General features: G+C 50.6%; 23 protein-coding genes. 15 read left to right on the plus strand and 8 right to left on the minus strand.

Annotated features, from left to right (window positions below):
* Positions 1-2: 2 nt before the first annotated feature.
* The 3 genes from WC980_06985 to WC980_06995 are packed head-to-tail and all read right to left on the minus strand — an operon-like array spanning position 3 to position 2420.
* Positions 3-935, minus strand: a complete 933-nt coding sequence (locus tag WC980_06985; protein MFA5794794.1) for a radical SAM protein — start codon at positions 933-935, stop codon at positions 3-5.
* Between the two features lies 1 nt (position 936).
* Complete coding sequence (locus WC980_06990) at positions 937-1812, minus strand: NAD(P)/FAD-dependent oxidoreductase (protein ID MFA5794795.1); 876 nt, start codon at positions 1810-1812, stop codon at positions 937-939.
* Positions 1809-2420, minus strand: a complete 612-nt coding sequence (locus tag WC980_06995) for an isochorismatase family protein (GenBank protein ID MFA5794796.1) — start codon at positions 2418-2420, stop codon at positions 1809-1811. The genes WC980_06990 and WC980_06995 overlap by 4 nt, the downstream gene beginning before the upstream one ends.
* Positions 2421-2571: 151 nt before the next feature.
* On the opposite strand from WC980_06995, the gene WC980_07000 reads away from it, so the two are divergent.
* From WC980_07000 to WC980_07055, 12 genes are all read left to right on the plus strand, one after another.
* Positions 2572-2928 carry a metallopeptidase family protein gene (locus tag WC980_07000; protein ID MFA5794797.1) on the plus strand — a complete coding sequence of 119 codons (357 nt, stop codon included), beginning with the start codon at positions 2572-2574 and terminating at the stop codon, positions 2926-2928.
* A 62-nt stretch (positions 2929-2990) separates the two neighbouring features.
* Positions 2991-3359: a hypothetical protein gene (locus WC980_07005; protein ID MFA5794798.1), complete on the plus strand. Its 369-nt coding sequence runs from the start codon at positions 2991-2993 to the stop codon at positions 3357-3359.
* Positions 3360-3534: 175 nt separating this feature from the next.
* Entirely contained in the window at positions 3535-4653 is a 1119-nt protein-coding gene (locus WC980_07010; GenBank protein ID MFA5794799.1) for a trypsin-like peptidase domain-containing protein, read from the plus strand.
* 11 nt (positions 4654-4664) lie between these two features.
* The gene (locus WC980_07015) at positions 4665-6137 is read left to right on the plus strand and encodes a hypothetical protein (GenBank protein ID MFA5794800.1); all 1473 of its coding nucleotides are present in this window, start codon (positions 4665-4667) and stop codon (positions 6135-6137) included.
* 3 nt (positions 6138-6140) lie between these two features.
* Entirely contained in the window at positions 6141-7151 is a 1011-nt protein-coding gene (gene nusA / locus WC980_07020) for a transcription termination factor NusA (GenBank protein MFA5794801.1), read from the plus strand.
* A 5-nt stretch (positions 7152-7156) separates the two neighbouring features.
* A complete protein-coding gene (gene infB / locus WC980_07025; protein MFA5794802.1) occupies positions 7157-9385 on the plus strand; it encodes a translation initiation factor IF-2 in 2229 nt (742 codons plus the stop codon).
* Between the two features lie 72 nt (positions 9386-9457).
* Entirely contained in the window at positions 9458-9826 is a 369-nt protein-coding gene (rbfA, locus tag WC980_07030; protein MFA5794803.1) for a 30S ribosome-binding factor RbfA, read from the plus strand.
* Positions 9827-9829: 3 nt separating this feature from the next.
* Positions 9830-10582 (plus strand): HEAT repeat domain-containing protein, encoded by a 753-nt coding sequence (locus WC980_07035; GenBank protein MFA5794804.1) that lies wholly within the window; start codon positions 9830-9832, stop codon positions 10580-10582.
* A gap of 7 nt (positions 10583-10589) precedes the next feature.
* Positions 10590-11315: a ribonuclease PH gene (gene rph, locus WC980_07040; GenBank protein MFA5794805.1), complete on the plus strand. Its 726-nt coding sequence runs from the start codon at positions 10590-10592 to the stop codon at positions 11313-11315.
* A gap of 24 nt (positions 11316-11339) precedes the next feature.
* Positions 11340-12632: a CBS domain-containing protein gene (locus WC980_07045; protein ID MFA5794806.1), complete on the plus strand. Its 1293-nt coding sequence runs from the start codon at positions 11340-11342 to the stop codon at positions 12630-12632.
* A gap of 18 nt (positions 12633-12650) precedes the next feature.
* Entirely contained in the window at positions 12651-13934 is a 1284-nt protein-coding gene (locus WC980_07050) for an Nramp family divalent metal transporter (GenBank protein ID MFA5794807.1), read from the plus strand.
* Between the two features lie 74 nt (positions 13935-14008).
* Positions 14009-14146 carry a hypothetical protein gene (locus WC980_07055; GenBank protein ID MFA5794808.1) on the plus strand — a complete coding sequence of 46 codons (138 nt, stop codon included), beginning with the start codon at positions 14009-14011 and terminating at the stop codon, positions 14144-14146.
* A gap of 18 nt (positions 14147-14164) precedes the next feature.
* Here WC980_07055 and WC980_07060 read toward each other — a convergent pair whose 3' ends face one another.
* The 4 genes from WC980_07060 to gatA all read right to left on the minus strand — a co-directional run bounded on the left by WC980_07060 (position 14165) and on the right by gatA (position 18510).
* Complete coding sequence (locus WC980_07060; GenBank protein ID MFA5794809.1) at positions 14165-14680, minus strand: helix-turn-helix domain-containing protein; 516 nt, start codon at positions 14678-14680, stop codon at positions 14165-14167.
* A gap of 474 nt (positions 14681-15154) precedes the next feature.
* The gene (gatB, locus tag WC980_07065; protein MFA5794810.1) at positions 15155-16576 is read right to left on the minus strand and encodes an Asp-tRNA(Asn)/Glu-tRNA(Gln) amidotransferase subunit GatB; all 1422 of its coding nucleotides are present in this window, start codon (positions 16574-16576) and stop codon (positions 15155-15157) included.
* 84 nt (positions 16577-16660) lie between these two features.
* On the minus strand, positions 16661-17020 hold the full coding sequence (locus tag WC980_07070) for a four helix bundle protein (GenBank protein MFA5794811.1): 360 nt from the start codon (positions 17018-17020) through the stop codon (positions 16661-16663).
* A 56-nt stretch (positions 17021-17076) separates the two neighbouring features.
* Positions 17077-18510, minus strand: a complete 1434-nt coding sequence (gene gatA, locus WC980_07075) for an Asp-tRNA(Asn)/Glu-tRNA(Gln) amidotransferase subunit GatA (protein MFA5794812.1) — start codon at positions 18508-18510, stop codon at positions 17077-17079.
* A gap of 186 nt (positions 18511-18696) precedes the next feature.
* Between gatA and WC980_07080 the strand changes: the two genes are divergently transcribed.
* The gene (locus WC980_07080) at positions 18697-19986 is read left to right on the plus strand and encodes a M28 family peptidase (protein ID MFA5794813.1); all 1290 of its coding nucleotides are present in this window, start codon (positions 18697-18699) and stop codon (positions 19984-19986) included.
* A gap of 82 nt (positions 19987-20068) precedes the next feature.
* Positions 20069-20764 (plus strand): peptidoglycan recognition family protein, encoded by a 696-nt coding sequence (locus WC980_07085; protein MFA5794814.1) that lies wholly within the window; start codon positions 20069-20071, stop codon positions 20762-20764.
* Positions 20765-20772: 8 nt separating this feature from the next.
* Here WC980_07085 and WC980_07090 read toward each other — a convergent pair whose 3' ends face one another.
* Positions 20773-22086: a cyclic 2,3-diphosphoglycerate synthase gene (locus WC980_07090; protein MFA5794815.1), complete on the minus strand. Its 1314-nt coding sequence runs from the start codon at positions 22084-22086 to the stop codon at positions 20773-20775.
* Positions 22087-22249: 163 nt separating this feature from the next.
* Between WC980_07090 and WC980_07095 the strand changes: the two genes are divergently transcribed.
* Entirely contained in the window at positions 22250-23164 is a 915-nt protein-coding gene (locus WC980_07095; GenBank protein ID MFA5794816.1) for a hypothetical protein, read from the plus strand.
* Positions 23165-23190: the final 26 nt, after the last annotated feature.

The following is a 23190-nucleotide window of genomic DNA, read 5'->3' on the forward strand; positions in this document are numbered from 1 at the left end:
GTTTACATCGGCGCAGTCAGCGCTGATTTGTCCTGCAACACGCTCACGAACTCGCCGCAATTACTGCCGATCTGGTTTTCTTCCTGCTCGCCGATGCTGAGAATAGTATCGTAGCCGAGTTTCTTGAACCGGCTGACCAGTTGGTTATTCTGTCCGATGCTGTTTGGCTGGATATATGTTTCCAGTTTATTGCTGGCCACCTGTCGGGTGGGGTTGAGCGGAGTTATTTTAATCAGGAATTGCTCCGGGCTGAAATGTTGGCGGATGATGTCGGCGTCGACAGGATAGCCTTCGGCTACGGCGAAGTTGAGCGTCATTTTGCGGTCACCCGGCCGGTGGAAACGGCGGCCGTATTGGGCGATTTGGGCCAGCGTCCATTTGGGATGTGGCATAAGCTCCTGCCGCTTGGCCGGGTCGGTGGTATTTATGGAAAACTGCAGCTGGAATCTGTCGCCGCTGTATAAACGATTCTTGATATCTATCAACCGCTCGAAGAACTCATCACTGCCTTGCGGCGCGACGGTGGCGACGCAGGGCATCAGGCCTTCGGCTTTATAACGTTTGGGCAGTTGCTCCAGCACATCGAGCACGGCTGGGTTGAGGGCCGGTTCGCCCATCCGGGCGAATTGTATCTTGAACTTTGGCACCGGCACCGCGCCGGACGGATAATACTTGGTGACCAGATAATCAATCTGGGCCAGGATTTCGTCCGCGGTCAGGTTGCCGGAGAACTTACGGCCGGCGTCGCACATCAGGCATCCGATGGGGCAGCCAAACTGCGAGGAGACGATGATGACCCACTTGCTCTGGCGCGGGATGGGCGGCTGGACCGATTCCACGAACTCGACCAGATGCTTGTCCGAGCCGTCGCGCATCCGTCCGATATAAACCATAGCCAGCTCCGGCCGGCCCTGTTCAGAGATTACTTTCATCATTTTATTTATTTCTATGGAAATCAATTACTTGCATGGCGGCCAGCAGTCCGTCGCCGGCGGCGATGATTGCCTGTCGGTGATTACCGCGCCGGACGTCGCCGGCAATGAATAAGCCTTTGGCCTTGAGAATTTTACCCGGCCGGGCGGGAAGGAAATCCAGGCAGGGTAACCGGCCGACGGCGGCCAGGATACAGTCGCTGACCAGTGCCACATTCTGCTTGCCCCGGTGTCCGGCCAGCACGGCTTTGTTCTTGATAACTAATATCCGGGCCGGACTGATGTTAGGCCATATCCTGATATTCTTTTTGGCCCTTGCCCGGGTTATCAGCAGGGCCAGCGCCCGCGGTTGGTTGTTGCGGAAGACGATATCAACGGATTTGCTTTGGCCAGCCAGGTTCAGGGCGTAATCGAATGCCGCCTCGCCGCCGCCGATGACAATGAACGATTTGTTACGATTGGCGGTTGGTACGTCCTTTATTTCGTAGAACAGCTTTTCTCTGTGCGCGGCGTCTGTTTCGCCGGTAATGTCCAGCTGTTTAGGTTTTGTGCCGCTGGCGATGACCAGCGACCGGCTCCTGTAAACGCCCTTGTCGGTGACGACCGTAAATCCTTGGTTTGTTTGCTTGATTATTCTGGCGGTACGGAACACCGGCCTGATGTTTAGTTGTTTCAGGTGCCGCGAGAATTGGTTTGCCAGTTTAATTCCGGTGATGCCTTTGTCGAATCCGGGATAATTTTCTATCAGGTTGGCATTGAGCATCAGCCCGCCCACCTGATGTTTTTCCATAAGCAGGGCGTTGAGTCCGTTTCGTTTCAGCTGTATGGCCGCGGCTATTCCGGCCGGCCCGGCCCCGATGATGATGGTATCGTAAATCATTCTAGCGTATTTATAATTTCTTTGGCAGTGACCGGCACGGCAAACCCGTGGCTGAGTGTTTTAAGGCTGGACAGGTGCAGGTCCATATTCTCGCTGGCCGTGGCGTCGGCGGTGAAGAACACCCGGTAATCCTTTAGGAACGCCTCGCGCGCCGTGGTCTCGCAGCATAGGTGCGTCATCACGCCGGTAATGACCAGTTGGTTGATTTTATGCTGCTTGAGTATTTGCTCCAGTTTTGTGCCGTGGAAGGCGCTGTAACGGGTTTTCCTGATGACCTCACAGTTACGGAACGCCTTGAGCTCTTTGATGATGTGCGAGAACCGGCTCTTGTTCCTGATGACATCGCGCCACCATTCCTGCATGATGCCCGGGTTTTCGGATTGTTTCAGGGCGTGGCGGGTGAAGATGACCGGCAGTTTATGTTCCCGGAAAGCTGTTACCAGCTGTTTTATGCGCGGCACAATCGGCCGGGCCAGCGGCAGGTAAGCGTGCGAGGATTTGTCCAGGAAAAACCTCTGCATATCAATGACCAGCAGGGCGGCGTATTCGGGCCGGAAGGCGAACGGTTTCCGGGCGTAACGTTTGACTGAATCAGGCAAGGCATTCATAAATAATTCAAGCCAGATTATAGCAGTCCAATCCGGGAAGTCAAACTATTATGCCCGGATATTTGCTTGACTTATTTTTTCGTATGCGTTATAACCCAACGTATTGGACAATCCGGTTAGATATTCTGGATGGATTGACAGATGACTGAAAATGAACCCAGATGAATTTAAAAAACTGGTAATGGAATCATTGAAGAACCTGCCCAAGGTTTTTCGCCGTCATCTCAAGGATATCGAGGTGGTAATTGCCGATCGGCCCACGGTCCGGCAGGTTCCGACCGGGCGGAAATCGGTGCTGGGCTTGTACGAAGGCGTACCGTTGTCCGATCGGGACCATCTTTACGGTATGATTTTGCCCGACAAGATAACCATTTTTCAGAAGAACATCGAGCGTTTTTATCGGAACGATGCGGCCATAAGGAAAATCGTGCGCCGGACCGTCCGCCACGAAATCGCCCACCATTTCGGCATCACCGACCAGCGGCTCAGGGATATGGACACTTACTGAACCGTGGCTGAAACATCCATTAGCTTGACACCGGTTGGGCGATTATCTATTAATAAAAACCTATGAGCGAAAAAGTATTCAAGGTCAAATGCCCCGAATGCGGCAAGTACATGACGCCCGTACCCATGTCCGGGTTTGAAGACCGTATTAAATTCATCTGTCTGAACCGGCCTTGTTGCCACACTCCGGTGATAAAACTGCTTCGTAAAGGCGTTCGAAGGAATTATGCCAAGTTTCACAAAGGCATGGAAAAGGCCATTAAGAACCACGATTATTTCCTGATGGCTATGAACTGCCAGATACGCGGTTATGTTGATGACGCCAAATCAAGTGATTGCGCCAAATGCCCGCGCACCCAGAAACAGATGTGCACCCGTATCAGCGCCCTGGCCTGGAAGCTCTGCGGTTTCGAGCGCATGATTAAATTCTGATTATATTCTCACGCCGGACCTGGCCCATAGTTTGTAAATAGAGCTTCTTTTCTCCTGCCTGCCTGGATTTGTGAGCTGTGATTATTTTCTCTTAATCTTAAGGTATTTTATTGACATCGTGTATGTTTTAATATAACATAATCAAGAATTTTTATTTTAACAAAGGAGCAGTGTTATGTCGTTGGTTCGAGGAATTATTCTCGGTCTGCTGCTGGCCGGGTTGGTGTTTGGCATCTGGTTTGAGGCTATCAAGCCGGCCGGGGCCGGGGCTCCGGAAAAGAAGGTTGCTGTGCCCAGCGTGCCTCTGCCGGATTCGGGAACGCTTACGCCCAAGTCGTTCGTGACGGTGGGCCGGGCGGTTTCGCCGGCTACGGTCATACTGTTTTGCATTGTTAAACGCGATGGCAAGACCGGACAAAGTACCGGCACCGGTTTTATCGTGGATAAGAAAAAAGGCTATGTCCTGACCAACGAACACGTGGTGGCCGAGGCTGAGTCGATTACCGTAGTGCTTCAGGATGAACGTGAGCTTGAAGCCAAGGTGGTAGGCGTTGACCCGCGGCCGTCCGATGTGGCCGTGGTTCAGATTACTAACCCTCCGCCGGACCTGTCCCAAGCGGTGTTGGGAGATTCCAACAAGGTCGAAGTCGGTGAGTTCGTGGTGGCTATCGGTAACCCGCTCAATGTTGGCTATAGTTTGACTATGGGCGTGGTTAGTGCACTGCGCGAGATGGAAAAGGACGAGGACCCGATTATGGAACTGGAAAGCCATATCCAGACTGACGTGGCTATTAATCAGGGGAACTCCGGCGGTCCTTTGATTAACCTGCGCGGCGAGGTTGTTGGCATTAACAGTTCTATTGTTTCACGGACCGGCGGCAACTGGCAGGGTATCGGTAACTCTATACCGATTAACCGGGCCAAGGCGATTATGGAATTGCTGATTAGAGACGGCCAGGTGCGTCGGCCTTATCTGGGAGCGGTAACGGCTGAAATCAATGAACGATTAGCTAAGGCATATAATCACGATAATAGGGACAAGTTTATGCAGGAGTTAAAAATCCAGAAGCCCAACGGCGCGTTTATCAGGGGCGTTGAGCCGGATTCGCCGGCGGCGGAGGCCGGACTGCGCGAGGGAGATATTATCGTGGAAATCGGCAAGTTTAAGATTGAGTCACCCAAGATGATGCTTCGAGCTTTGGGCAAGGTTAAGGATCGGCCGGATAACGTAGAAGTGAAAATCATCCGCGAGGGGCAGGAACAATCCGTTGCGGTTAATATCAAGGTTAGGTAAAGGAGACGGTTATGGGGCAGGAACAAAACCAGGAGCTTATTTCGTTCAATTGTCCGAGCTGCCAGAAGTTGTTAAAGGTCAGGCAGAACTTGGTCGGACGAACGGTTAAGTGCCCGGCATGCATGAACGTTATTCAGATACCGGATTCGGAGTCGATGCCGACCCAGCCGATACCGATGATGGAGCATCCGCCTGAGCCAAAACCGGCGCCTAGGTCTACAGCTCCGATAAGCAGATTAGCTCCGGCATCCAAGCCGGCGATTAAACCGGTAACGGGTAGTAAGCTGGCATCCGGCCGTTTGAGGCCGGGGGTAAAACAGCTGTCGCCTGAAGAGCAGGCGGCCAAGAAAAAGAAAACCATGATGATGTTAGGCGGCGCAATTGCTGGAGTCATTATCATAGTTTTAATAGCCGTATTTATGTCGGCTCAGTCGGCCAGGAAGCAAAAGGAGCTGGAGGAGAATAAGCGCATCGCTAAGGTTAAACAGGAGCAAGAGGAAAAAGAGGCTCGTGAGCAGAAGGCTCAAAGTGTTATAAAAGATGTTGTCAAATTTGAGGAATCGGTAGGAGTGGATTATGGTTCGCTCCTTAAGAAAATAAGGGAAAAGAAGAGCGATGTCAAGGGAACGCCGTTCGAAAAGGAGTTGGCCGCCAAGGAGGACGAGGTCAAGCAAAAAGTGGATGTTTTGCGGGTGGTTCGGGAGACAACGCGTGATTTTGAGTCCAATCCCAAGGATTTTGACCGGATAATTAAGCAGTATGATAAGCTTAGGGAAGACGCTCAAGTAATTAAGAATACGGATGCGTTGGTGAACGAAATAGAGAAGCTAAAGGTCGAGGTGGTTAAAGCGCAGAAGAAAGAGGTTGAAAATGTGCTGGCATCGTTGGAAAGCAATGTCGGCGGCTTGATGGATAAAAACCAGTTCAAGGAGGCTTTATTTGAATGCAACAAAACTTTTAAAGATTGGCCCGATGCCAAGTCGGATATAGAAAAGATTGTAGTTAAAATTAACCAGGCTCAGGCGGAATACCAGAAGAAGCGCTACGACTGGCAGGTGCTTTATGACGGTTCAGCCACAACCGGTTGGGACAGCGTCGGATGTAATTTATTTATCGAGACAGATGGACTGGTCATAGAAAATAAGTCCAGCGGTTTGGGATTTGCGGCGGCTGGTCAAGCGGACTGGCAAAATTACACCGTGGAGCTGAACTTTAAAATGGTTCAAGGCGCGGTGACGATAGCAGTTAGGTTTAAAGCGGGTGAGCCAAGCATGGCTATTCCGGTGGCCCGTAAATTCGGAAGTTCATGGGAAAAGGTTACGGTGACTGTTAAGGATAATGAGATGATTTTTAAACAGGGCGACGGTGAGGTTAAGAAAGTACCGGTGCCGGATGGAACATCGGCCCAGGGCAAAGTTGGTTTTATTCTTAAGCCCAATGATAAAATAATCATTAAGGATATCAAGGCCAAATTGATAGAATAATATATGGACAGTGAAATACTTCGTTTGATTGACGCTATCCACCGGGATAAGGGGATAGACAAAGAGGTCATTCTTAATGATATCGAGCAGGCTCTTTCGTCGGCTTTCCAGAGTCAGTTCGGGCAGGACGGTATTGTTGTGAAAATAGACCGGACCAGCGGCCAGATATTGGCTCATGATGATAAGGGCGAGAAAATAGAAGTCAACGAGCTGGGCCGGATTATCGCCCAGACCGCTAAGCACGTAATACTCCAGATGATAAAAGACGCGGAAAGCGATGTGGTTAAGTTAAGTTTCGACAACCGGGTCGGCCAGATGGTCAGCGGTACGGTACAGAGGTTTGACCGTGGTGATATCATTACCAGCGTAAGCAAAACCGAAGCGGTGTTGCCTAAGAAAGAGCAGGTACCTGGAGAAACTTACAGGATGGGTGACCATGTCAAAGCGGTTATTCAGAAAGTCAAGAAACAGGGCAGCAAGGTTAGGATAATACTTTCCCGGGCCGATATTAATTTTGTCAAGCGGTTGTTCGAGCTGGAAATACCGGAGATCTCCGATAAGACTATCGAGATAAAAGAAATTTCACGCGAAGCCGGATTCCGGACCAAGCTGGCGGTTTATTCATCCAACCCTAAAATAGACCCGGTTGGCGCTTGCGTCGGGGTAAGGGGAAACCGGATTAAAAATATAGTCGAGGAGCTTTCGACCGAGAAAATAGATATTATAAAATGGGATGAAAAGCCGGAGGTTTTTATTCCTAATGCCATGAAACCGGCCGAAGTCCGGGCCATCGAGATAGACGCGGATAACCGGCGGGCCAAGATTTTTGTTGCGCCGGACCAGTTGTCGTTAGCTATCGGGCGGCGGGGCCAGAATATCAGGCTGGCATCTCAGCTGGTTGGCTGGGAAATAGATGTGGCGTCGACCGAGGAACTGGACAATCCTGATAAGGCCGAAGAAGCCGTAAAGAGTGATCCCGAAAACAGCGGAAAAACCGTTGAAGAAAGCAAGTGACCAAAATGAAGGACAAGGAAAAACCAAAGAAGAAACCGGTGGAAAAGAAGGCGGCTCCGGTGAAAAAAACACGAAAGCCCGGCGCAGCGCCGCTCGTTGAACCGAAGACGCATCACGCTCCAGCGACGGTGATCCACGCAGAGACGTTACCGGCAAAGCCGATTGAACAGCCTCGACCGGAGCCGAAAAAGATTCCTGAGGTTAAACACGAACCTGAAACCAAGAAAGATCAAGCGCCGATAATTATTGAGGAAGCCAAAACCGAAGAGAAAGACATCCGGGCTCTACGCTCGACAGAAATAAATTATTACGATAAAGAGGTGGTGACCGAAGATGCCAAGGGCAAGATAAGCGCCAAACAGGCGGAGCTCCGGGCTAAAACCGCACCCAAGAAGACATTCTTCCTAAAAACACATCATTATGGCAGGCCGGTTACGCCGGCGCCGGTCAAGCCGGTGGTAAAAACCGAGGAAGAGCGTAAAATAACACTGGAGCCGCCGGTTCGGGTCAAGGAAATATCGGAAAAAATAGGCGTTAAGGTCAACCAGATTATCCAGAAGTTGATGCAGCATAACATAATGGTGACGATTAATGATACCTTGAGTGAAGATGCCATAATATTAATTGGGCTGGAGTTCAATTACGAGATAAATATTGCCGCGTCCAAGGATATTGCTTCCAAATATTCGACCGCGACGGTTGATAAACCTGAAGACCTGGTGCTTCGACCGCCGGTGGTGGTGGTGATGGGCCATGTGGACCATGGTAAGACCAGCCTGCTGGACAAAATACGCAATACTAATGTCGCGGCTACCGAACAAGGATTGATTACCCAGCATATCGGGGCGTCGGAAGTGGAACTTAATGGACGTAAGATAGTATTCTTGGATACGCCGGGTCATGAGGCGTTTACCAGTATGCGGGCCCGGGGAGCCAATATTACTGACATTGTGGTTTTGGTGGTAGCGGCGGATGATGGGGTTATGCCGCAGACTGAAGAAGCCATCAAGCACGCCCGGATAAGCAACGTGCTTATGATTGTCGCTATCAATAAGGTGGACAAGAAAGAAGCCAACCTCCATAAGGTTAAACAACAGTTGTCCAGTATGGAGCTTGTCCCGGAAGAATGGGGCGGCAAAACCATTTTTTGCGAGATTTCAGCTTTGACCGGCCAGGGCGTGGACCATTTATTGGAAATGATACTGCTTCAGACCGAAATTCTGGAGCTTAAGGCTAATCCTAAACGTAAGGCCTACGGCGTGGTACTGGAAAGCCGGATGACCGAAAACTACGGAGTGGTGGCAAACTGCCTGGTTCAAAACGGCACGCTTAGAGCCGGGAATTTAATCTGCTGCGGCAGCGCCTTCGGTAAAGTCAGGACTATGCTTAACAGCAAGAATAAAGTTATAACTGAAGCGTTGCCTTCAACCCCGGTCCAAATTATTGGGCTTTCGGAATTGCCGGAAGCGGGTGATAAGTTCTATACGGTGGATAGTATCAAAACGGCCAAGGAACTTTCGGAAGTGTATGCGGCTAAAAAGAAAACAACGGTTGCCGCGCCGGTGCACAGTACCTTGGAGAATCTTTTCAGCCGGATGGAAGATGATAAAATAAAAGAGGTCCGCCTGTTGATAAAGGCCGATGTGAACGGTTCTCTGGAAGTCCTGCCCACGATGCTGACCGGAATTTCCACCGGCGAGGTTAAAGTCTCGATTATTCACAAAGGTATCGGTCAGATTAGCGAATCTGATGTTCTTCTGGCTGATGCCACGGATGCGATTATTATCGGATTTAACGTTTCGGCTGAGGAAAAATCCGTATCGCTGGCCCGGCAGTTGGGCATAGAGATAAAAACCTACGGAGTTATTTACCAGATAGTTGAGGAGTTAAGGCTGGCTATGGAAGGATTGTTGGAGCCGGAAGAGGTGGAGGTCACGTCCGGTTGGCTGACGGTCAAGAATTTATTCAAGATATCGGCTTTGGGCAATATCGCCGGATGCCAAGTGTCTAACGGTAAAATTGAACGTAATTGCCTGGTCCGGGTGCGGCGAGGCAAGGAAATAATTCATACGGGCAAGATTGCTTCGCTTAAGCGGGTTAAGGACGATGTCAAAGAGGTGGCCAACGGATTCGAATGCGGTTTAAGGATTGAAGGCTTTAATAATATTAACGTGGGAGATACCATAGAGGCTTATCATATAGAAAAACGGATGAAGAAACTATCTTCCAAATAAAGATGATGATAGCTTGGACTAATAGAATAAATCCGGCATTACCATTAGATATATTTGGCAGGAGTCGTTATAATGAGGTTTAAAAGACTGGAAAAAGTTGCCCGGATGCTCCAGCGGGAAATGAGCCAGCTGATTCTGTACGAATTATCAGATCCGCATCTTGGTTTTGTTACCGTGACCAGGGTGGAGCCGTCTTTGGATTTAAAGACGGCCAAGGTTTTTATTTCCATCCTGGATGTGAAATCATCGCAGAATGATTCGCTGGAACGCCTGAATAAGGCCAAAGGATATATCCAGAATCTGCTTGGGCACAGGTTGAAAATGAGATACATTCCGATAGTCTCATTCCACATTGACGACAGCATAGAAAAAATGATGGGTATTGATACTGATATTTCGGTCCAGAACTCCGAGATATCTCAAAAAATAAAGAGGAGGTAGGTTATGATAAAAGCAATAAAATGGGCAATAAGCGCCGGGGTATTGGCGGCAACAATCATTGGTTGCGCCCAAAGCGAAGAGTCAAGAATTGATAAATGCTTGAGTGACATGAAAGATAAGATGTCAAATGCCGGCACCCGTAACGCCGCGGCCGCTCGCTTGGTGGCCATGGGAAGTCCGGTTGTGCCCAGGATGATAAGGGAACTTAAGAATAACGACAGCACCAAGGTCCGTTTCTATGTATGCGTAGTGCTGGGTAAAATCGGAGATTCTTCAGCCATTGATGCGGTTAAAGAAGCTTTGCAAGATAAGGAGCCGGACGTCAGGGGCGGCGCCTGCGAAGCTCTTGCCAGATTGGAAAATGAAAATGCAATTCCGCTTTTGATTGATATGCTTATGGATGAGGAAACTGTTCCGCGCGAGGAATCCAAAAAAGCGCTGGCAAACATAATCGGTGAGCCGGCAATTACCCCTTTGATAGAATGTTTCCAGAAGAAAAATGAGTTCTTGCGGAATGAAGCGAAAGTTGCTCTGGAGCAGATTGGGTCCAAGGCGGTTGACAAACTGATTGATGCGTTAGGTGATCCAAAAGGCGATGTGGTCGTTTATGTGGCAAAAACGCTGGCGGCAATCGGCGAGAAGAAAGCTTTGGATCCCATCCAGGAAGCAGCCAAGCGTTTTGAAGGAGCCGGCGACGAAAAGTTCCATAGATCTATCAGGGGAGCCTTTAACGACCTTAACCAGAAACCCGGATGATTTGATTATGCAAAGAGCGGATAAACGGAATTTTGACCAGTTTCGACCGGTGTCAATAACGCCGGGTTTTATCAATACTGCACCTGGATCGGCTCTGATAGAAATTGGCAACACTAGAGTAATCTGTACGGCGACATACGAGTTGAAGGTGCCTGATTTCCTGATGAACAAGGGAAAAGGCTGGCTTACGGCTGAATACGGTATGTTGCCTGCTTCTACCCCGCAACAGCGCAAGCAGCGGGAATCCCGCTCAGGCAAAACCGATGGACGTTCCCAGGAAATCCAGAGGCTTATCGGACGGTCGCTCCGGGCCGTGGTTGATCTGGAGCTTATGGGCGAGAAGACTGTCTGGATAGACTGCGATGTGATTCAGGCGGACGGCGGCACGCGCACTGCGGCCATTACCGGATCGTTTGTGGCTCTTTACCAGGCCGTAAAATATATGCTCAGCCAGAAGCTGCTGATTAAAAACCCGATTATTACGCATCTGGCTGCCGTCAGCGTCGGCCGGGTGAGCGGGCAATTGATGCTTGACCTGTCTTATCCCGAAGACTCAAGCGCGGAAGTAGATCTTAATATGGTCATGACCGACCAGAATAAAATAATAGAAATTCAGGGCACCGCCGAGGCAAAACCGTTTACTGAGGCGGAATTGAACGAGATGATAAGCCTCGGGAAAAAGGGTATCAATGATCTTATCAGGATACAAAAGCAGGTGCTTTCTAAACTATAACATTTTCCATGACATATATGGCCTATGATTCAGGACAGCAAGTATTTTCTTTATCTTTCGGAATTATTGGATAAAAAGGTAATTGACAGCCAGACCAATAAAACTATTGGCCGGATAAAGGACGTCCTGATTGCGCCCAAGGAAATATATCCTGAAATAACTTCCCTGTTTATTTCCGTCGGCATCCTGGGCCGGAAATTCACAGTAGCTGTCGATGATTTAGAGCCCTTCGCATTGCCTGTCAATAAGTTATATCTCAAGCCGGACCGGAAACCGATGCCTTTCCAGCCGTCAGCCCCGAATAATTTTCTGCTTAAAGATATGTTTCTTGACAAGCAGGTGCTTGATACGGGCGGTTGCAAAGTTGTCCGGGTAAATGACCTGCATCTTCTTAAGGAAAATAACAAAATCTGGGTGGTGCATATGGATATCGGGTTCCGCGGCATTGCCCGCAGGCTGGGTTGGTTGTCCTGGCTGGACCCGCTGGTTGAATGGATATTCACGTCTAAACTGCCGGATAAATTCGTTTCCTGGAAATTCGTCCAGGCCATACCGTCAAGCGGCGAGCGCAAATCAGACAAGCTGATGCTTCGGTCGGCCTACCAGTGTTTTAGCGAGATGAATCCGGCTGATATGGCCGAGATACTGACGGCGCTGGACCGTTACGAGCGCGTTTCCACGTTCAAGCTGATGGACCCGCAGACTGCAGCTGAAGCATTGGTTGAAATAGATCTTAAAATGCAAAAGGAATTGATGGACCTGATTGACGGGGAAAAACGGCGGGAAATAGTCACCCGGATGCCTTCTGACAAAGCGGCCGACCTGGTCAGCCGCCTGTCACGGCGCAGGCAGGAAGAAATATTAAAGCAGATCCCCCAGCCCAAAAGCGGTGAGATAAGAAGCCTGCTGTCTCATCCGGAACAGACCGCCGGGGCATTGATGACGACCGATTACGTTTCTTTGAATAAAGATACCACCGCAGAGCAGGCTATGGCCAAGATACGGGAAATTTCCGTCGCCAACAAGCCGGTCTACCTGTATTACATCTATGTGATTGACAATGACCAGACGCTCCAGGGCGTAGTCAATATGCGGCGGTTGTTCGCCGCCCAGCCCGCGTCGAAATTATCCGAAATAATGAATACCAAACTGGTGAAAGTAAAGGTCAACACCCACGAAGCTAAGATAATAAAGACTTATATAAAATATAACTTCGTGGCTTTGCCGGTGGTGGATAACCACAATATACTCAAAGGGGTGATTCTTTTTAAGGACCTGGCTGATAAGGTAATGATGCCTTTGATTAACCGTGTTTGATGACAGCGTAAACTGATTATGGCGGAAGAATTAAATGTTATCGGCAATGGCGCCCCGGCAAAACCGGTGGAGAAGAAATCTTTTTGGGCCACCATTCTGATTTTCCTTTCTTTGATAGGCCCCGGTTTGATAACCGGTAATTTCGGCAACGACGCCGGCGGTATTACTACTTACTCGGTTTGCGGAGCCGATTTCGGGTTAGGGATGATATGGATGGTTTTGCCTGTAACCGTTATATTGCTTCTGTACCAGGAAATGAGCGGGCGGCTCGGCGCCGTCACCGGAAAAGGGCTGTCCGACCTGATTCGGGAGAACTTCGGAATCCGGATTGCCTTCTACCTGATGATAGGCAAATTCCTAGCCGGTATTGCCAATACCACGGCCGAGTTCGGCGGTATTGCGGCGTCTATGGAGCTGTTCGGGGTAAATAAGTATATCTCAGTACCGCTTATGGCCATATTAGTTTGGCTTTTGACCATAAAGGCCAACTACCGCAAGCTGGAGAAAATATTCTTTATCGGCATCGCGTTCTTCGCCTGTTATATTGTTGCCGGCCTTTTGTCTCCGATAGATTGGCATGAGGTCGCAAAACAAGCCTTGACGCCGTCATTCCGGATGGATTCACAATACCTGATGTTATTGGTGGCCTTAATCGGCACGACCATCGCGCCCTGGATGGTGTTTTATCACCAGTCGGCTGTGGTGGAAAAAGGCATAAGCATTGCCGAATTCCGCTACTTCAGGTGGGAACTGCCTTTTGTGGGCATAAGCGTCGGGGTAGTCATATTTTTTATTATTGTAACCTGTTCGCCGCTTTACAGCCAAGGTATAAGGATAGAAACGGCCCAGCAGGCGGCCATGGCCTTGGTGCCGTTAGCCGGGGTTTATGCCAAGGATCTTTTTGCCATCGGGCTTTTGATAGCCAGCCTGGGCGCGGCCATGATTCTGCCCATTTCAACCGCGTTTTCGGTCTGCGAAATATTTGGCTGGGAAAGCGGCGTCAATAAGAAGTTTATGGAAGCGCCTCAATTTTACGGGATGTTTACCATCCAGATTATCCTGGGCGCGGCGATTATTCTAATCCCGGGCATTCCTCTTATTCAGGTAATGATTCTTTCCCAGACCATAAACGGCTTATTACTGCCTTTTGTTCTGGTCATAATGTTAATCCTGATTAACAAGAAGAAACTGATGGGCGAATACGCCAACGGGCCGATCGTTAACTTTGTTGCTGTTGCCGCGACCATTGCTATAACCGCGTCGGTGGTGATACTTATATACAGCTCGGTATTCGGCAGCTGAAATCATAAAACGATCCAAAAGGCAAATGGTAAAAACTTTGTATTGTAAACCGCTGAAATAGCAGGGAAGAAAATATGCCCCTACGGGAGGCAGTAGACTCTGGTCTGTCCCGCGTACCGATGGAGACCATCAAACCCATCCTGGGCGAAATATCTTCCGACCCGGCCACGCCAATCGATTCCAACCAAAACGGCGCTAAGAATATTTTGTAACCGCTGCGCTGAAAGATTTTATACCTGCGGATTGAATATCTGGTAGTTAGACCATTTTCTCTGCTCGGCTTCGGGCATATTGTAGAACGCCCGCGGGTCAAGCACGATTGCCGTGGAATTGTCATTGAGCGTTACTTTCCAGAATGCAATCTCAGGGAATGTGGTCGGCGGATTGAAGTTATCCTTGCCGAACGCGTCTTTGCTCCAGCCCAATGTTGACCGGCGGATGTGATCTTTATAGTAATCCTTTTTGCGGCCGATTCTGCCGTCAAATCCGGCCTCGTGAACAAAATAGGAAATGTCCTTGCGGTATTGCTCCAAAACCTCCGGCCTGAAATACATCGGCGGGCTGGCATATTGGCCAAGATAAAGCAGGCGTTTTTTAAGGAATATCTCCAGGTCTTCGGGCTTTACCCGCCACTGACCGCCCACCTTGGCGGCCGGGAGCTTGCCTTTTCTTATCAACCTCAGGACTGTTTTGGTGGAGGTGTTCATATATTCAGCCACCTCTTTGACCGTCATCAGTTTATTCATATAATGGGTATGTTAGGATGTAAGAAGTCCGGGGTCAATAAAAACAGCTAAACGGGACAATTGAGTACAACAAAGACCAAAACGGGACACACTCCCATACCCTATCCCCTGGCAGGGGATACCCCATCGGATGGCAGGGGATACTCCACCGGATGGCAGGGGATACTCCACCGGATGGCAGGGGATACTCCATCGGATGGCAGGGGATACTCCATCGGATAGCAGAGGATACTCCATCGGATGGCAGGGGATACTCCATCGGATGGCAGGGGATACTCTATCGGATGGTAGGGGATACCCCATCGGATGGCAGGGGATACTCCACCGGATGGCAGAGGGTACCCCATCGGATGGTAGAGGATACCCCATCGGATAGTAGAGGATGCCCCACCCTCTGGCACCCCATACCCTACCGGATGGCAGAGGGTATCCTACCCTATCCTAGTACAGGTAGTATGGTCAGGTAGCGAGGAGCTAATTGCCCAGTTGTTTTTCCAGCGCCTGTTTGGCTATCTCTGGATTGGCTTTGCCCTTGGACAGTCTCATCACCTGTCCGACCAGGGATTGGATGGCCGCCTTCTTACCGCCTTTGTAATCGGCCACTATCTTGGGGTTGGCTTCTATGGCCTGTTTGGCGAACACCTCTATGGCGGACTGGTCGTTGACGATGCCCAGCCCTTTGGCACTGATAATTTCTTCGGCCGTTTTGCCCGATGCGAGCATCTCGACCCAGACGTCCTTGGCCGCACTGGAGGTAATCTTTTTGGCGTCGAGCAGGCCTAAAAGGGGTGTTAACTGTTTGGGCTTAATCTTAAATTCGTCTATGCCTATCTTTTGTTCATTGAGATGCCTGGATACCTCGCCCATCAGCCAGTTGCCGATGGATTTGGGATTATTGTAGAGTTTGACGCATTCCTCAAAGTAGTCGGCCATGGCCCGGGATTGGGTCAGCACGCTGGCGTCGTATTCGGACAGTTGGTAATCCCGGACGAACCGGGCCCGGCGCTGGGCGGGCAGTTCGGGGATGGTATTTTTGACCTGGGCTATCCATTCCGGCGAGATGGTTATAGGCCTCAGGTCCGGCTCGGGGAAATATCTGTAGTCCTGGACGGCTTCCTTGCCGCGCAGGCGCCGGGTTTCTCCGGCCGCGTCGTCCCAGAGCCGGGTCTCCTGCTCTACCGCTTTGCCGGCATTGAGCAGGGCTATCTGGCGGTTGGCCTCGAACTCCAGCGCCTTGGCAACGAACTTGAACGAGTTGAGGTTCTTTACTTCGGTCTTGGTCCTGAGTTTTGTCTCGCCTTCCGGCAATATGGACAAGTTGGCGTCGCACCTGAGAGAGCCTTTTTCCATATCGCAGTCGGAGATGCCTAAGTATATCATAAGCTCTTTCAGGGTGGTCAGGTACTGGTAGGCCTCTTCGGGCGATGAGATTTCCGGCTGGCTGACGATTTCCAGGAGCGGCACGCCGGTTCGGTTCAGGTCCACCAGCGAGTAATCGGTATTCTCTTCGTGGATGGACTTACCCGAATCCTCTTCCAGATGCGCCCGGGTGACGCCTATCTTCTTGCCCTTGCCGATGTCAAGGTGCCCGTTCTTGCCCAGGGGCAGGTCGTATTGCGAAATCTGGTAGTTCTTGGGCAGGTCGGGATAGAAATAGTTCTTGCGGTCGAACTTAGTCGGGGTGTTGATGGCGCAGTTTAGGGCCAGGGCGGCCTTGATGGCCAGCTCCACCGCCTTCTTGTTGATGACCGGCAGGACTCCGGGTAGGCCCAGGCAGACCGGGCAGGTCTGCTTGTTGGGCGGCATGCCGTAGAGCGTCGGACAGCCGCAGAACATCTTGGATGCTGTCTTTATCTGCACGTGCACTTCCAGGCCGATGACTATTTTGTATTCCATAATATACAAGAGACAGGAGACAAGCAACAAGAGACAAGTGCTTGCCCTGGCTCGTTCAGACAAGGAACAGGAGACAAGGAATTATTACAACGATTCGTAATAACCCCAGAGTAGTCGTCCTGTTTCGTTTCTTATTCCCTCAAATTTATTATATGCATCCTTTGATAAATAACCTAATCTTTCAGAAAAACCAAGTAAATATTCTACTTCGGCTAATGAACCTAAAGCAATATTGGTAAAATATTTCATTTCGCCTTTGCCCTTGCGTCCAAAGCCTTCAACTATATTTGTTGGTACCGATAAAGCAGCTCTTCTTAATTGAGAAGTAAGGGCGTATAACTCTGATTTGGGGAAGAGTTCTGTTCCTTTATATATTTGAAAGGCTAACTCGTCAGCTTTTTGCCACGCTAATAAATTGCGATATCCCTTTTTCCTCTCCTCCATATACTTATCTCCTGTTGCTTGTCTCTACGTGGGAGTTCCTCTTTTCTTGTCTCTTGTCACTTGTCTCTTGTCTCTTCAAAGGCACTGGCCACTTTGAATAATGTTGCTTCGTCAAACTCCTTACCCAGTATCTGAAGTCCGATGGGCAGTTTATCCCGGGTGATCCCGCACGGCAGGGATATGCCCGGAATCCCGGCCAGGTTGGCCGTGACGGTGAATATATCGCACAAATACATCTGGAGCGGGTCGTCTATCTTGGCTCCGACCTTGAACGCCGGGATGGGCGAGGTCGGCCCGATTATCACATCCACGTCCTTCCAGGCGTTATCGAAGTCCTGCTTTATCAGTTGCCTGACCTTGAGCGCCTGGAGGTAATAGGCGTCGTAATAGCCCGAGGACAGGGCGAAGGTGCCGAGCATAATCCGGCGCTTGACCTCCGGACCAAAACCCTCGTCGCGCGACCGGGCGTAGAGGTCCATCAGGTTAGCCGGTTCCTTGGCCCGGTAGCCGTAATGAATGCCGTCGTAACGGGCCAGGTTGGAGCTGGCCTCGGATGGGGCTATCAGGTAATATGTGGCAATGCCGTATTTTGTGTGCGGCAGGGAGATATCCTTTATTTGTGCGCCCATTTTGCGAAAGGCCTCTATGGCCGCAAGGACCGACTCTTTTATCTCCGGCTGGATGCCTTCGGCGAAGAATTCTTTGGGCAGTCCGATGCGCAGATTTTTAAGGTCTACCGGTCCGCCGGTCGGCTTGTCTTTCGATTGGGCTGATGTCGAATCCAGCGGGTCGTGTCCGTTGATGACCGAATAGAGCAGTTCGGCGTCGGCCGTGGTTCGGGCGATAGGCCCAATCTGGTCCAGTGATGAGGCGAATGCGACCAGGCCGTAGCGCGAGACGGAGCCGTAGGTTGGTTTCAGTCCGACCACGCCGCAGAGCGCGGCCGGTTGGCGGATGGAGCCGCCCGTGTCCGAGCCCAGGGCCAGGGGCGCCATAGAGGCGGCCACCGCCGCGGCCGAGCCGCCGCTGGAACCGCCCGGCACGTAAGCCGTGTTGTGCGGGTTGTAGGTCGGGCCGAATGCCGAGTTCTCGCAGGACGAGCCCATGGCGAATTCGTCCAGGTTGGTCTTGCCGATGATGATGCCGTCGGCCGCCTTGATTTTCTTGATGACCGTGGCGTCGTAGGGCGGTATGAAATTGCCCAGTATCTTCGAGGCGCAGGTAGTCCGGACGCCTTCGGTGCAGATATTGTCCTTGATGGCGATGGGGATGCCGGCCAGGGCGCCGACCGGCTGTTTGGCCGCTATCTTTTCATCTATGAGTTTTGCCTGCTTGAGCGCCTGTTCTTCGCACAGGGTCAAATAGGCCTTTATTTTATGGTCGGCAGACTTGATGTGTTTGAGTAGTTCGCTGACCACCTCTTGGGCGCTGGCCTTTTTGTCCAGGATTAACTGCCTGATTTCTATGCCGGTTCTAGAGCCAATACTCATATCACAATCATTATCTAAAAATATCCATAGCGTCAAGAAAACTTCGCAACCGCGGCGGGGCAGGTAATGAATTATTTGACATCGCTATAAATAGGAGTAAGAGATATTCTTTGTGCTCTTTGTGTCTTCGCCTGACTGGCATAGTCGGGCAGGTTTGTGGTGAGAAGTATTAGAAAGGATTGATTTATGGAAACAGTATTCAACGAACAGAATGCTTATAGGTTACTAAAGCAGTTATCATTCCCGCGTCTGGGCGGTTCATCCGAGGAAAAGCGCGCCGCGGATATGCTTAGGAAATACCTCAAGTCCGTCGGGCTGAATCCCAGGGAAGAGACCTTCCAGATTCAGGCCTACCAGGACATCCACGCCTCGGTCGAGGTGCTGAGCCCTTACCGCAAGCGTTATAACGTTTCGGTTATGGGCAACAGCGGTTCAACCCCGGACAAGGGCGTCCGGTCCGAAGTGGTCTACCTCAACTCATTCTCGCCCGAGCATATCAATGCCGCCCGGAACAAGGTGGCCATGGTTTACCAGGGGAATATCAGCAAGACCATGTTCCTGCGCCTAAGGCAGAATAATGTCAAGGCATTGATACGCATCTACGAAGCCACGCCGCAGCTGCCGCAGCTGAAACAGGGCGATTTGTTCCTCAAGGCTTTTGGCAAGATACCGTCCGTATTCATCAGCTACGAAGACGGGCTGGAGATGATTCAAAAGGGCGCCAAGACGATTAACATCATTTCCAAACAGAAAGAGTTCAAGGCTACCTCGCGCAACGTGGTGGCCGAAATCAAGGGAACTGACCTGCCCAATGAGAAAATCTATATCGTCGGCCACTATGACAGCGTCAACAAGGTGGATGGCTGCGTCGACAACGCCGGCGGCTCGGTGACCATCGCCGAATTCGCCCGGTATTTCGCCCAGCATCCGCCCAAGCGGACCATAGTATTTGTATGGTTCGGGAGCGAGGAGATGGGGCTCAAGGGCAGTTGGGCCTACACCGAAAAGCATAAGAAAGAACTGGCCAAGCCCAAACCGCCGGTGATGCTCAATACGCCCCAGGTCAAACTGCTCATCAACGTGGATGTAGCCGGCACGGTCATGGGCAATAACGGTTCGGTTATCTGCGGCACGGAGCAGATGGCCACTTTTGTCGATTCATTCGCCAAAGAAAAAGGTATTCCCTTCCAGACGGGTCATTCGGCCTATTCCAGCGACAATATCCCGTTCAATGAGAAGGGCATACCGTCCATCGCCTTGCATCGTTACAGCGGCAACTACGGCCATACGCCGCTGGATAATATGCGCCTGATGAGCCCGGCCGGGCTGAAGATACTCGGGCAGTTCGGGCTGGAGCTGGTCAGCCGCATTGTCAACTCTGTGGATATGCCCTTTGACCTGTCCATACCCGAAGCGGACAAGAAGGCTACACACGAGTATATCGAGCGGGCCAATCCGTTCTACGTTAAGAAATAGGCGGATAGGCGTTTACTTGCTGATTCATACTGCTGGCTCAAGTCCTCGGGCACTCCTGCCGATATAGATATCAGGTAGTACTATGAAATTCCTTGATTTTATGTTGACCATAGGCGCCGTGGTGGCGTTTGCCTTTGCGGCATATCTTTTTGCCTCAGACCCGGGGTTAGCCCAGACCGAAGAGGCCATTGTTGACCAGAAAATAGCCGAAACAACCGCTGGTCTTAAGGGGCAGGTATCCAAACAAGTCAGCGCTAATAAGGCGTCTTTTACCCCGAAACCCCAGGCGGTCAACCAGTTGGCACCGGTCAAGGATGACCAGAAGGCGGTATCAGCAAATGTCCAGTGGAAATATATTATCATTCATCACAGCGCCACCAAGAACGGCAGCGCCAAAATATTTGACAGGTATCACCGGGAAGAAAAAGGGCTGGCCGAGGGTCTGGCCTATCACTTTGTCATCGGCAACGGAACGAACTCCAAGGACGGCCAGGTGGAAACCGGCGCACGCTGGGACAAGCAGATTCCGGGCGTTCATTGCTGGGACGGCAAGATGAACCAGCAGTCAATAGGGATATGCCTGGTGGGGGACTTCGACCAGAAGAATCCTACGGAAAAACAGGTCTCGGCGCTGTTAAAACTGCTCAAGGAACTTTGCCAGAAATACAATATTCCGTCCGGCAATATTGTCGTCCATCGCGATGTGGACAAAGGCGAGACCAATTGCCCTGGCAAGAATTTCTCGCTGGATACCGTCAAAACACGCCTGATACACTAACCGCCGGGTTAGAGCATCCTCTTAACGATATCTTCCAGCGTTGGCTTTGTGATTTCTTCCAGCTCGTATGTAACCCGAACCGACGGCTTGTCAATCTTGACCAACTTAAGCAGGTCTATCGGCGTGGCTATGATTACCAGGTCAGCCGGCGTTTTCTTTATGGTCGCTTCCAGGTCTTTGATTTGCTGGGCGCTGTAACCGACGGCCGGCAGTACGGACTTGGTATGTTTGTATTTCTTGAATACTTCAGCCAGCTTGCCGACGGCATAAGGCCTGGGGTCGATGATTTCCTTGGCCTTGTATTTTTTGGCGGCCACGAATCCGGCGCCGTAACCCATTTCGCCGTGCGTCACGGTCGGGCCGTCCTCGATGACCAGGACCTTTTTGCCCTTGATGACGGCGGAATCAGCCACGAAGATGGGCGAATTGGCTTTGATGACTATGGCATCGGGATTATATTTCTTGGCGTTTTTAGCGATGCTTTCCACGGCCGACGGTTCGGCCGTATCGACCTTGTTTATGACGATTACATCGGCCATCTCGAAGTTGACCCGGCCGGGGTAATACGACAGCTCGTGTCCGGCCCTTAAGGGGTCGGCTACGGTGATGTACAGGTTGGGCTTGTAGAAGGGGGTGTCGTTGTTGCCGCCGTCCCAGAGTATGAAGTCGGCTTCTTTCTCGGCCGCATCAAGTATCTTCTGATAATCGACTCCGGCATAGACGATGGCGCCTTTGACGATGTGCGGTTCGTATTCCTCTCGTTCCTCGATGGTGCATTTATGCTTGTTCATATCCTGGATGGTTTCAAAGCGTTGGACAATCTGTTCCCTCAGGTCGCCGTATGGCATGGGATGGCGGATGACCGCGACTTTTTTGTTATGCTGTTTTAGGATGTTGACCACCCGGCGGGTGCAGGGGCTTTTGCCGGCCCCGGTCCGGACCGCACAGATGGCGATGACCGGTTTGTGCGCCTTTATCATGGTGGCGTTCGGATCGGGCAGCTTGAACTCGGCTCCGGCTTTTTCAACCTTCTTGCGGTGGCCGTCGATGTAATCATAAGACACGTCGCTGTAGGCGAAATAGACCTCGTCTATCTTATACTTCTTGATAAGCTTGAGCAGGTCGCTTTCCGGATATATCTGGATGCCTTTGGGATAAAGCTTGCCGGCCAGTTCTGGCGGGTATTTCCGCCCGGCGATGTCTGGTATCTGGGTGGCCGTGAATGCCATTATTTCGTACTTGGGGTTGTCGCGGAAACAGGTATTGAAGGTGTGGAAATCTTTGCCGGCCGCGCCCATTATGATGACCTTTATCTTTTTCATAGGCAACTCTTTCTAGTCTAGCATAGATAAATTTATCGCTAATAAAAACGACTTATTGTAACCCGCCAGACCGACTAGTCAACTAAAACTTGACTTTGAAGGTTTAGATACTACCATTCCAGGTTTTGCATCGGTATTTAATACCAAATGAAAGGCGAGCTTTATGAAGAAACTGATTATTTGGGCGGTATTCGGGTTGGTTATCTTGGTTACAATAGGATGTTTTAAGGTTGATATTAATGTAAGCGTCAATCCCGACGGTTCCGGCAGAATCAAGCAGACCATCGGCCTGAGCAAAGAGACCTTTGAAATGCTCAACGGCATGATGACGGCTATGCCCGGCGTCAAGGATGAGAAAGGTAAAAAAGAGGACGAAACCGCGGCCATGGAAAAGGAATTCCGCAAAGCGACCTCTTCCTACGGCGATGGGGTTTATTTCGAATCGTTCTCCAAGGAAACGACCAAGGATGGGTTTATCTGCTTTAACGTGGCGTATACTTTCACCGATATCACCAAGATCAAGCTTAATCCCCAGTCAGCCGGTCCGATGAGCAGTTTTATGGGTGGTATGAGCGCGCCTTCGGCTTCGGCTATGGAGGCTTTCGGGTTCGTCCTTAAGAAAACCGTCGACGGCAAGGCAACCGTGTTGACTATCAAGTCGCCCCTTAAGAAAACAGCTGTTCAGGAATCCAAGGAAAAACCTGAGCCGAAGGATCCGGAGCAGGTTGAACAGCCCGAAAACAAGGAAGAGCCTGGTTCCGATAGTGAAGCGGATATGGAAATGGCCAAGCAGTTTCTTAAAGGTCTGCGCATTTCCATGGGCCTGACCTGCGGCGCGGAGATAGTCGAAACCAACGCTTCTTTCCGGGATGGCAACAAGATTATCTTTATGGAGATAGACGGTGATAAATTATTCGCCTCTATGGATAAATGGAAAGGCGCCATGGAAAAGTACCAGAAGAATTTTACTCCTGATAACATAGTGAACATGAAAGGTGCCATGGAAGAGCTCAGTAAATTGACCGGCGGCGCATTCAAGGTCGAACTGGCCGAAGAGATAAATATAAAATTCAAATAACCGATTCCCTTAAAGAAACGAGAGTA

Source organism: Candidatus Brocadiia bacterium, from assembly GCA_041658285.1.
Lineage (GTDB): Bacteria > Planctomycetota > MHYJ01 > JACQXL01 > JACQXL01 > JBBAAP01.

What these genes read in the sequence shown, in the direction of transcription:
- WC980_06985 (MFA5794794.1), bottom strand. Translation starts at nt 935, where the DNA reads ATGATGAAAGTAATCTCTGAACAGGGCCGGCCGGAGCTGGCTATGGTT.
- WC980_06990 (MFA5794795.1), bottom strand. Translation starts at nt 1,812, where the DNA reads ATGATTTACGATACCATCATCATCGGGGCCGGGCCGGCCGGAATAGCC.
- WC980_06995 (MFA5794796.1), bottom strand. Translation starts at nt 2,420, where the DNA reads ATGAATGCCTTGCCTGATTCAGTCAAACGTTACGCCCGGAAACCGTTC.
- WC980_07000 (MFA5794797.1), top strand. Translation starts at nt 2,572, where the DNA reads ATGAACCCAGATGAATTTAAAAAACTGGTAATGGAATCATTGAAGAAC.
- WC980_07005 (MFA5794798.1), top strand. Translation starts at nt 2,991, where the DNA reads ATGAGCGAAAAAGTATTCAAGGTCAAATGCCCCGAATGCGGCAAGTAC.
- WC980_07010 (MFA5794799.1), top strand. Translation starts at nt 3,535, where the DNA reads ATGTCGTTGGTTCGAGGAATTATTCTCGGTCTGCTGCTGGCCGGGTTG.
- WC980_07015 (MFA5794800.1), top strand. Translation starts at nt 4,665, where the DNA reads ATGGGGCAGGAACAAAACCAGGAGCTTATTTCGTTCAATTGTCCGAGC.
- nusA (MFA5794801.1), top strand. Translation starts at nt 6,141, where the DNA reads ATGGACAGTGAAATACTTCGTTTGATTGACGCTATCCACCGGGATAAG.
- infB (MFA5794802.1), top strand. Translation starts at nt 7,157, where the DNA reads ATGAAGGACAAGGAAAAACCAAAGAAGAAACCGGTGGAAAAGAAGGCG.
- rbfA (MFA5794803.1), top strand. Translation starts at nt 9,458, where the DNA reads ATGAGGTTTAAAAGACTGGAAAAAGTTGCCCGGATGCTCCAGCGGGAA.
- WC980_07035 (MFA5794804.1), top strand. Translation starts at nt 9,830, where the DNA reads ATGATAAAAGCAATAAAATGGGCAATAAGCGCCGGGGTATTGGCGGCA.
- rph (MFA5794805.1), top strand. Translation starts at nt 10,590, where the DNA reads ATGCAAAGAGCGGATAAACGGAATTTTGACCAGTTTCGACCGGTGTCA.
- WC980_07045 (MFA5794806.1), top strand. Translation starts at nt 11,340, where the DNA reads ATGATTCAGGACAGCAAGTATTTTCTTTATCTTTCGGAATTATTGGAT.
- WC980_07050 (MFA5794807.1), top strand. Translation starts at nt 12,651, where the DNA reads ATGGCGGAAGAATTAAATGTTATCGGCAATGGCGCCCCGGCAAAACCG.
- WC980_07055 (MFA5794808.1), top strand. Translation starts at nt 14,009, where the DNA reads ATGCCCCTACGGGAGGCAGTAGACTCTGGTCTGTCCCGCGTACCGATG.
- WC980_07060 (MFA5794809.1), bottom strand. Translation starts at nt 14,680, where the DNA reads ATGAATAAACTGATGACGGTCAAAGAGGTGGCTGAATATATGAACACC.
- gatB (MFA5794810.1), bottom strand. Translation starts at nt 16,576, where the DNA reads ATGGAATACAAAATAGTCATCGGCCTGGAAGTGCACGTGCAGATAAAG.
- WC980_07070 (MFA5794811.1), bottom strand. Translation starts at nt 17,020, where the DNA reads ATGGAGGAGAGGAAAAAGGGATATCGCAATTTATTAGCGTGGCAAAAA.
- gatA (MFA5794812.1), bottom strand. Translation starts at nt 18,510, where the DNA reads ATGAGTATTGGCTCTAGAACCGGCATAGAAATCAGGCAGTTAATCCTG.
- WC980_07080 (MFA5794813.1), top strand. Translation starts at nt 18,697, where the DNA reads ATGGAAACAGTATTCAACGAACAGAATGCTTATAGGTTACTAAAGCAG.
- WC980_07085 (MFA5794814.1), top strand. Translation starts at nt 20,069, where the DNA reads ATGAAATTCCTTGATTTTATGTTGACCATAGGCGCCGTGGTGGCGTTT.
- WC980_07090 (MFA5794815.1), bottom strand. Translation starts at nt 22,086, where the DNA reads ATGAAAAAGATAAAGGTCATCATAATGGGCGCGGCCGGCAAAGATTTC.
- WC980_07095 (MFA5794816.1), top strand. Translation starts at nt 22,250, where the DNA reads ATGAAGAAACTGATTATTTGGGCGGTATTCGGGTTGGTTATCTTGGTT.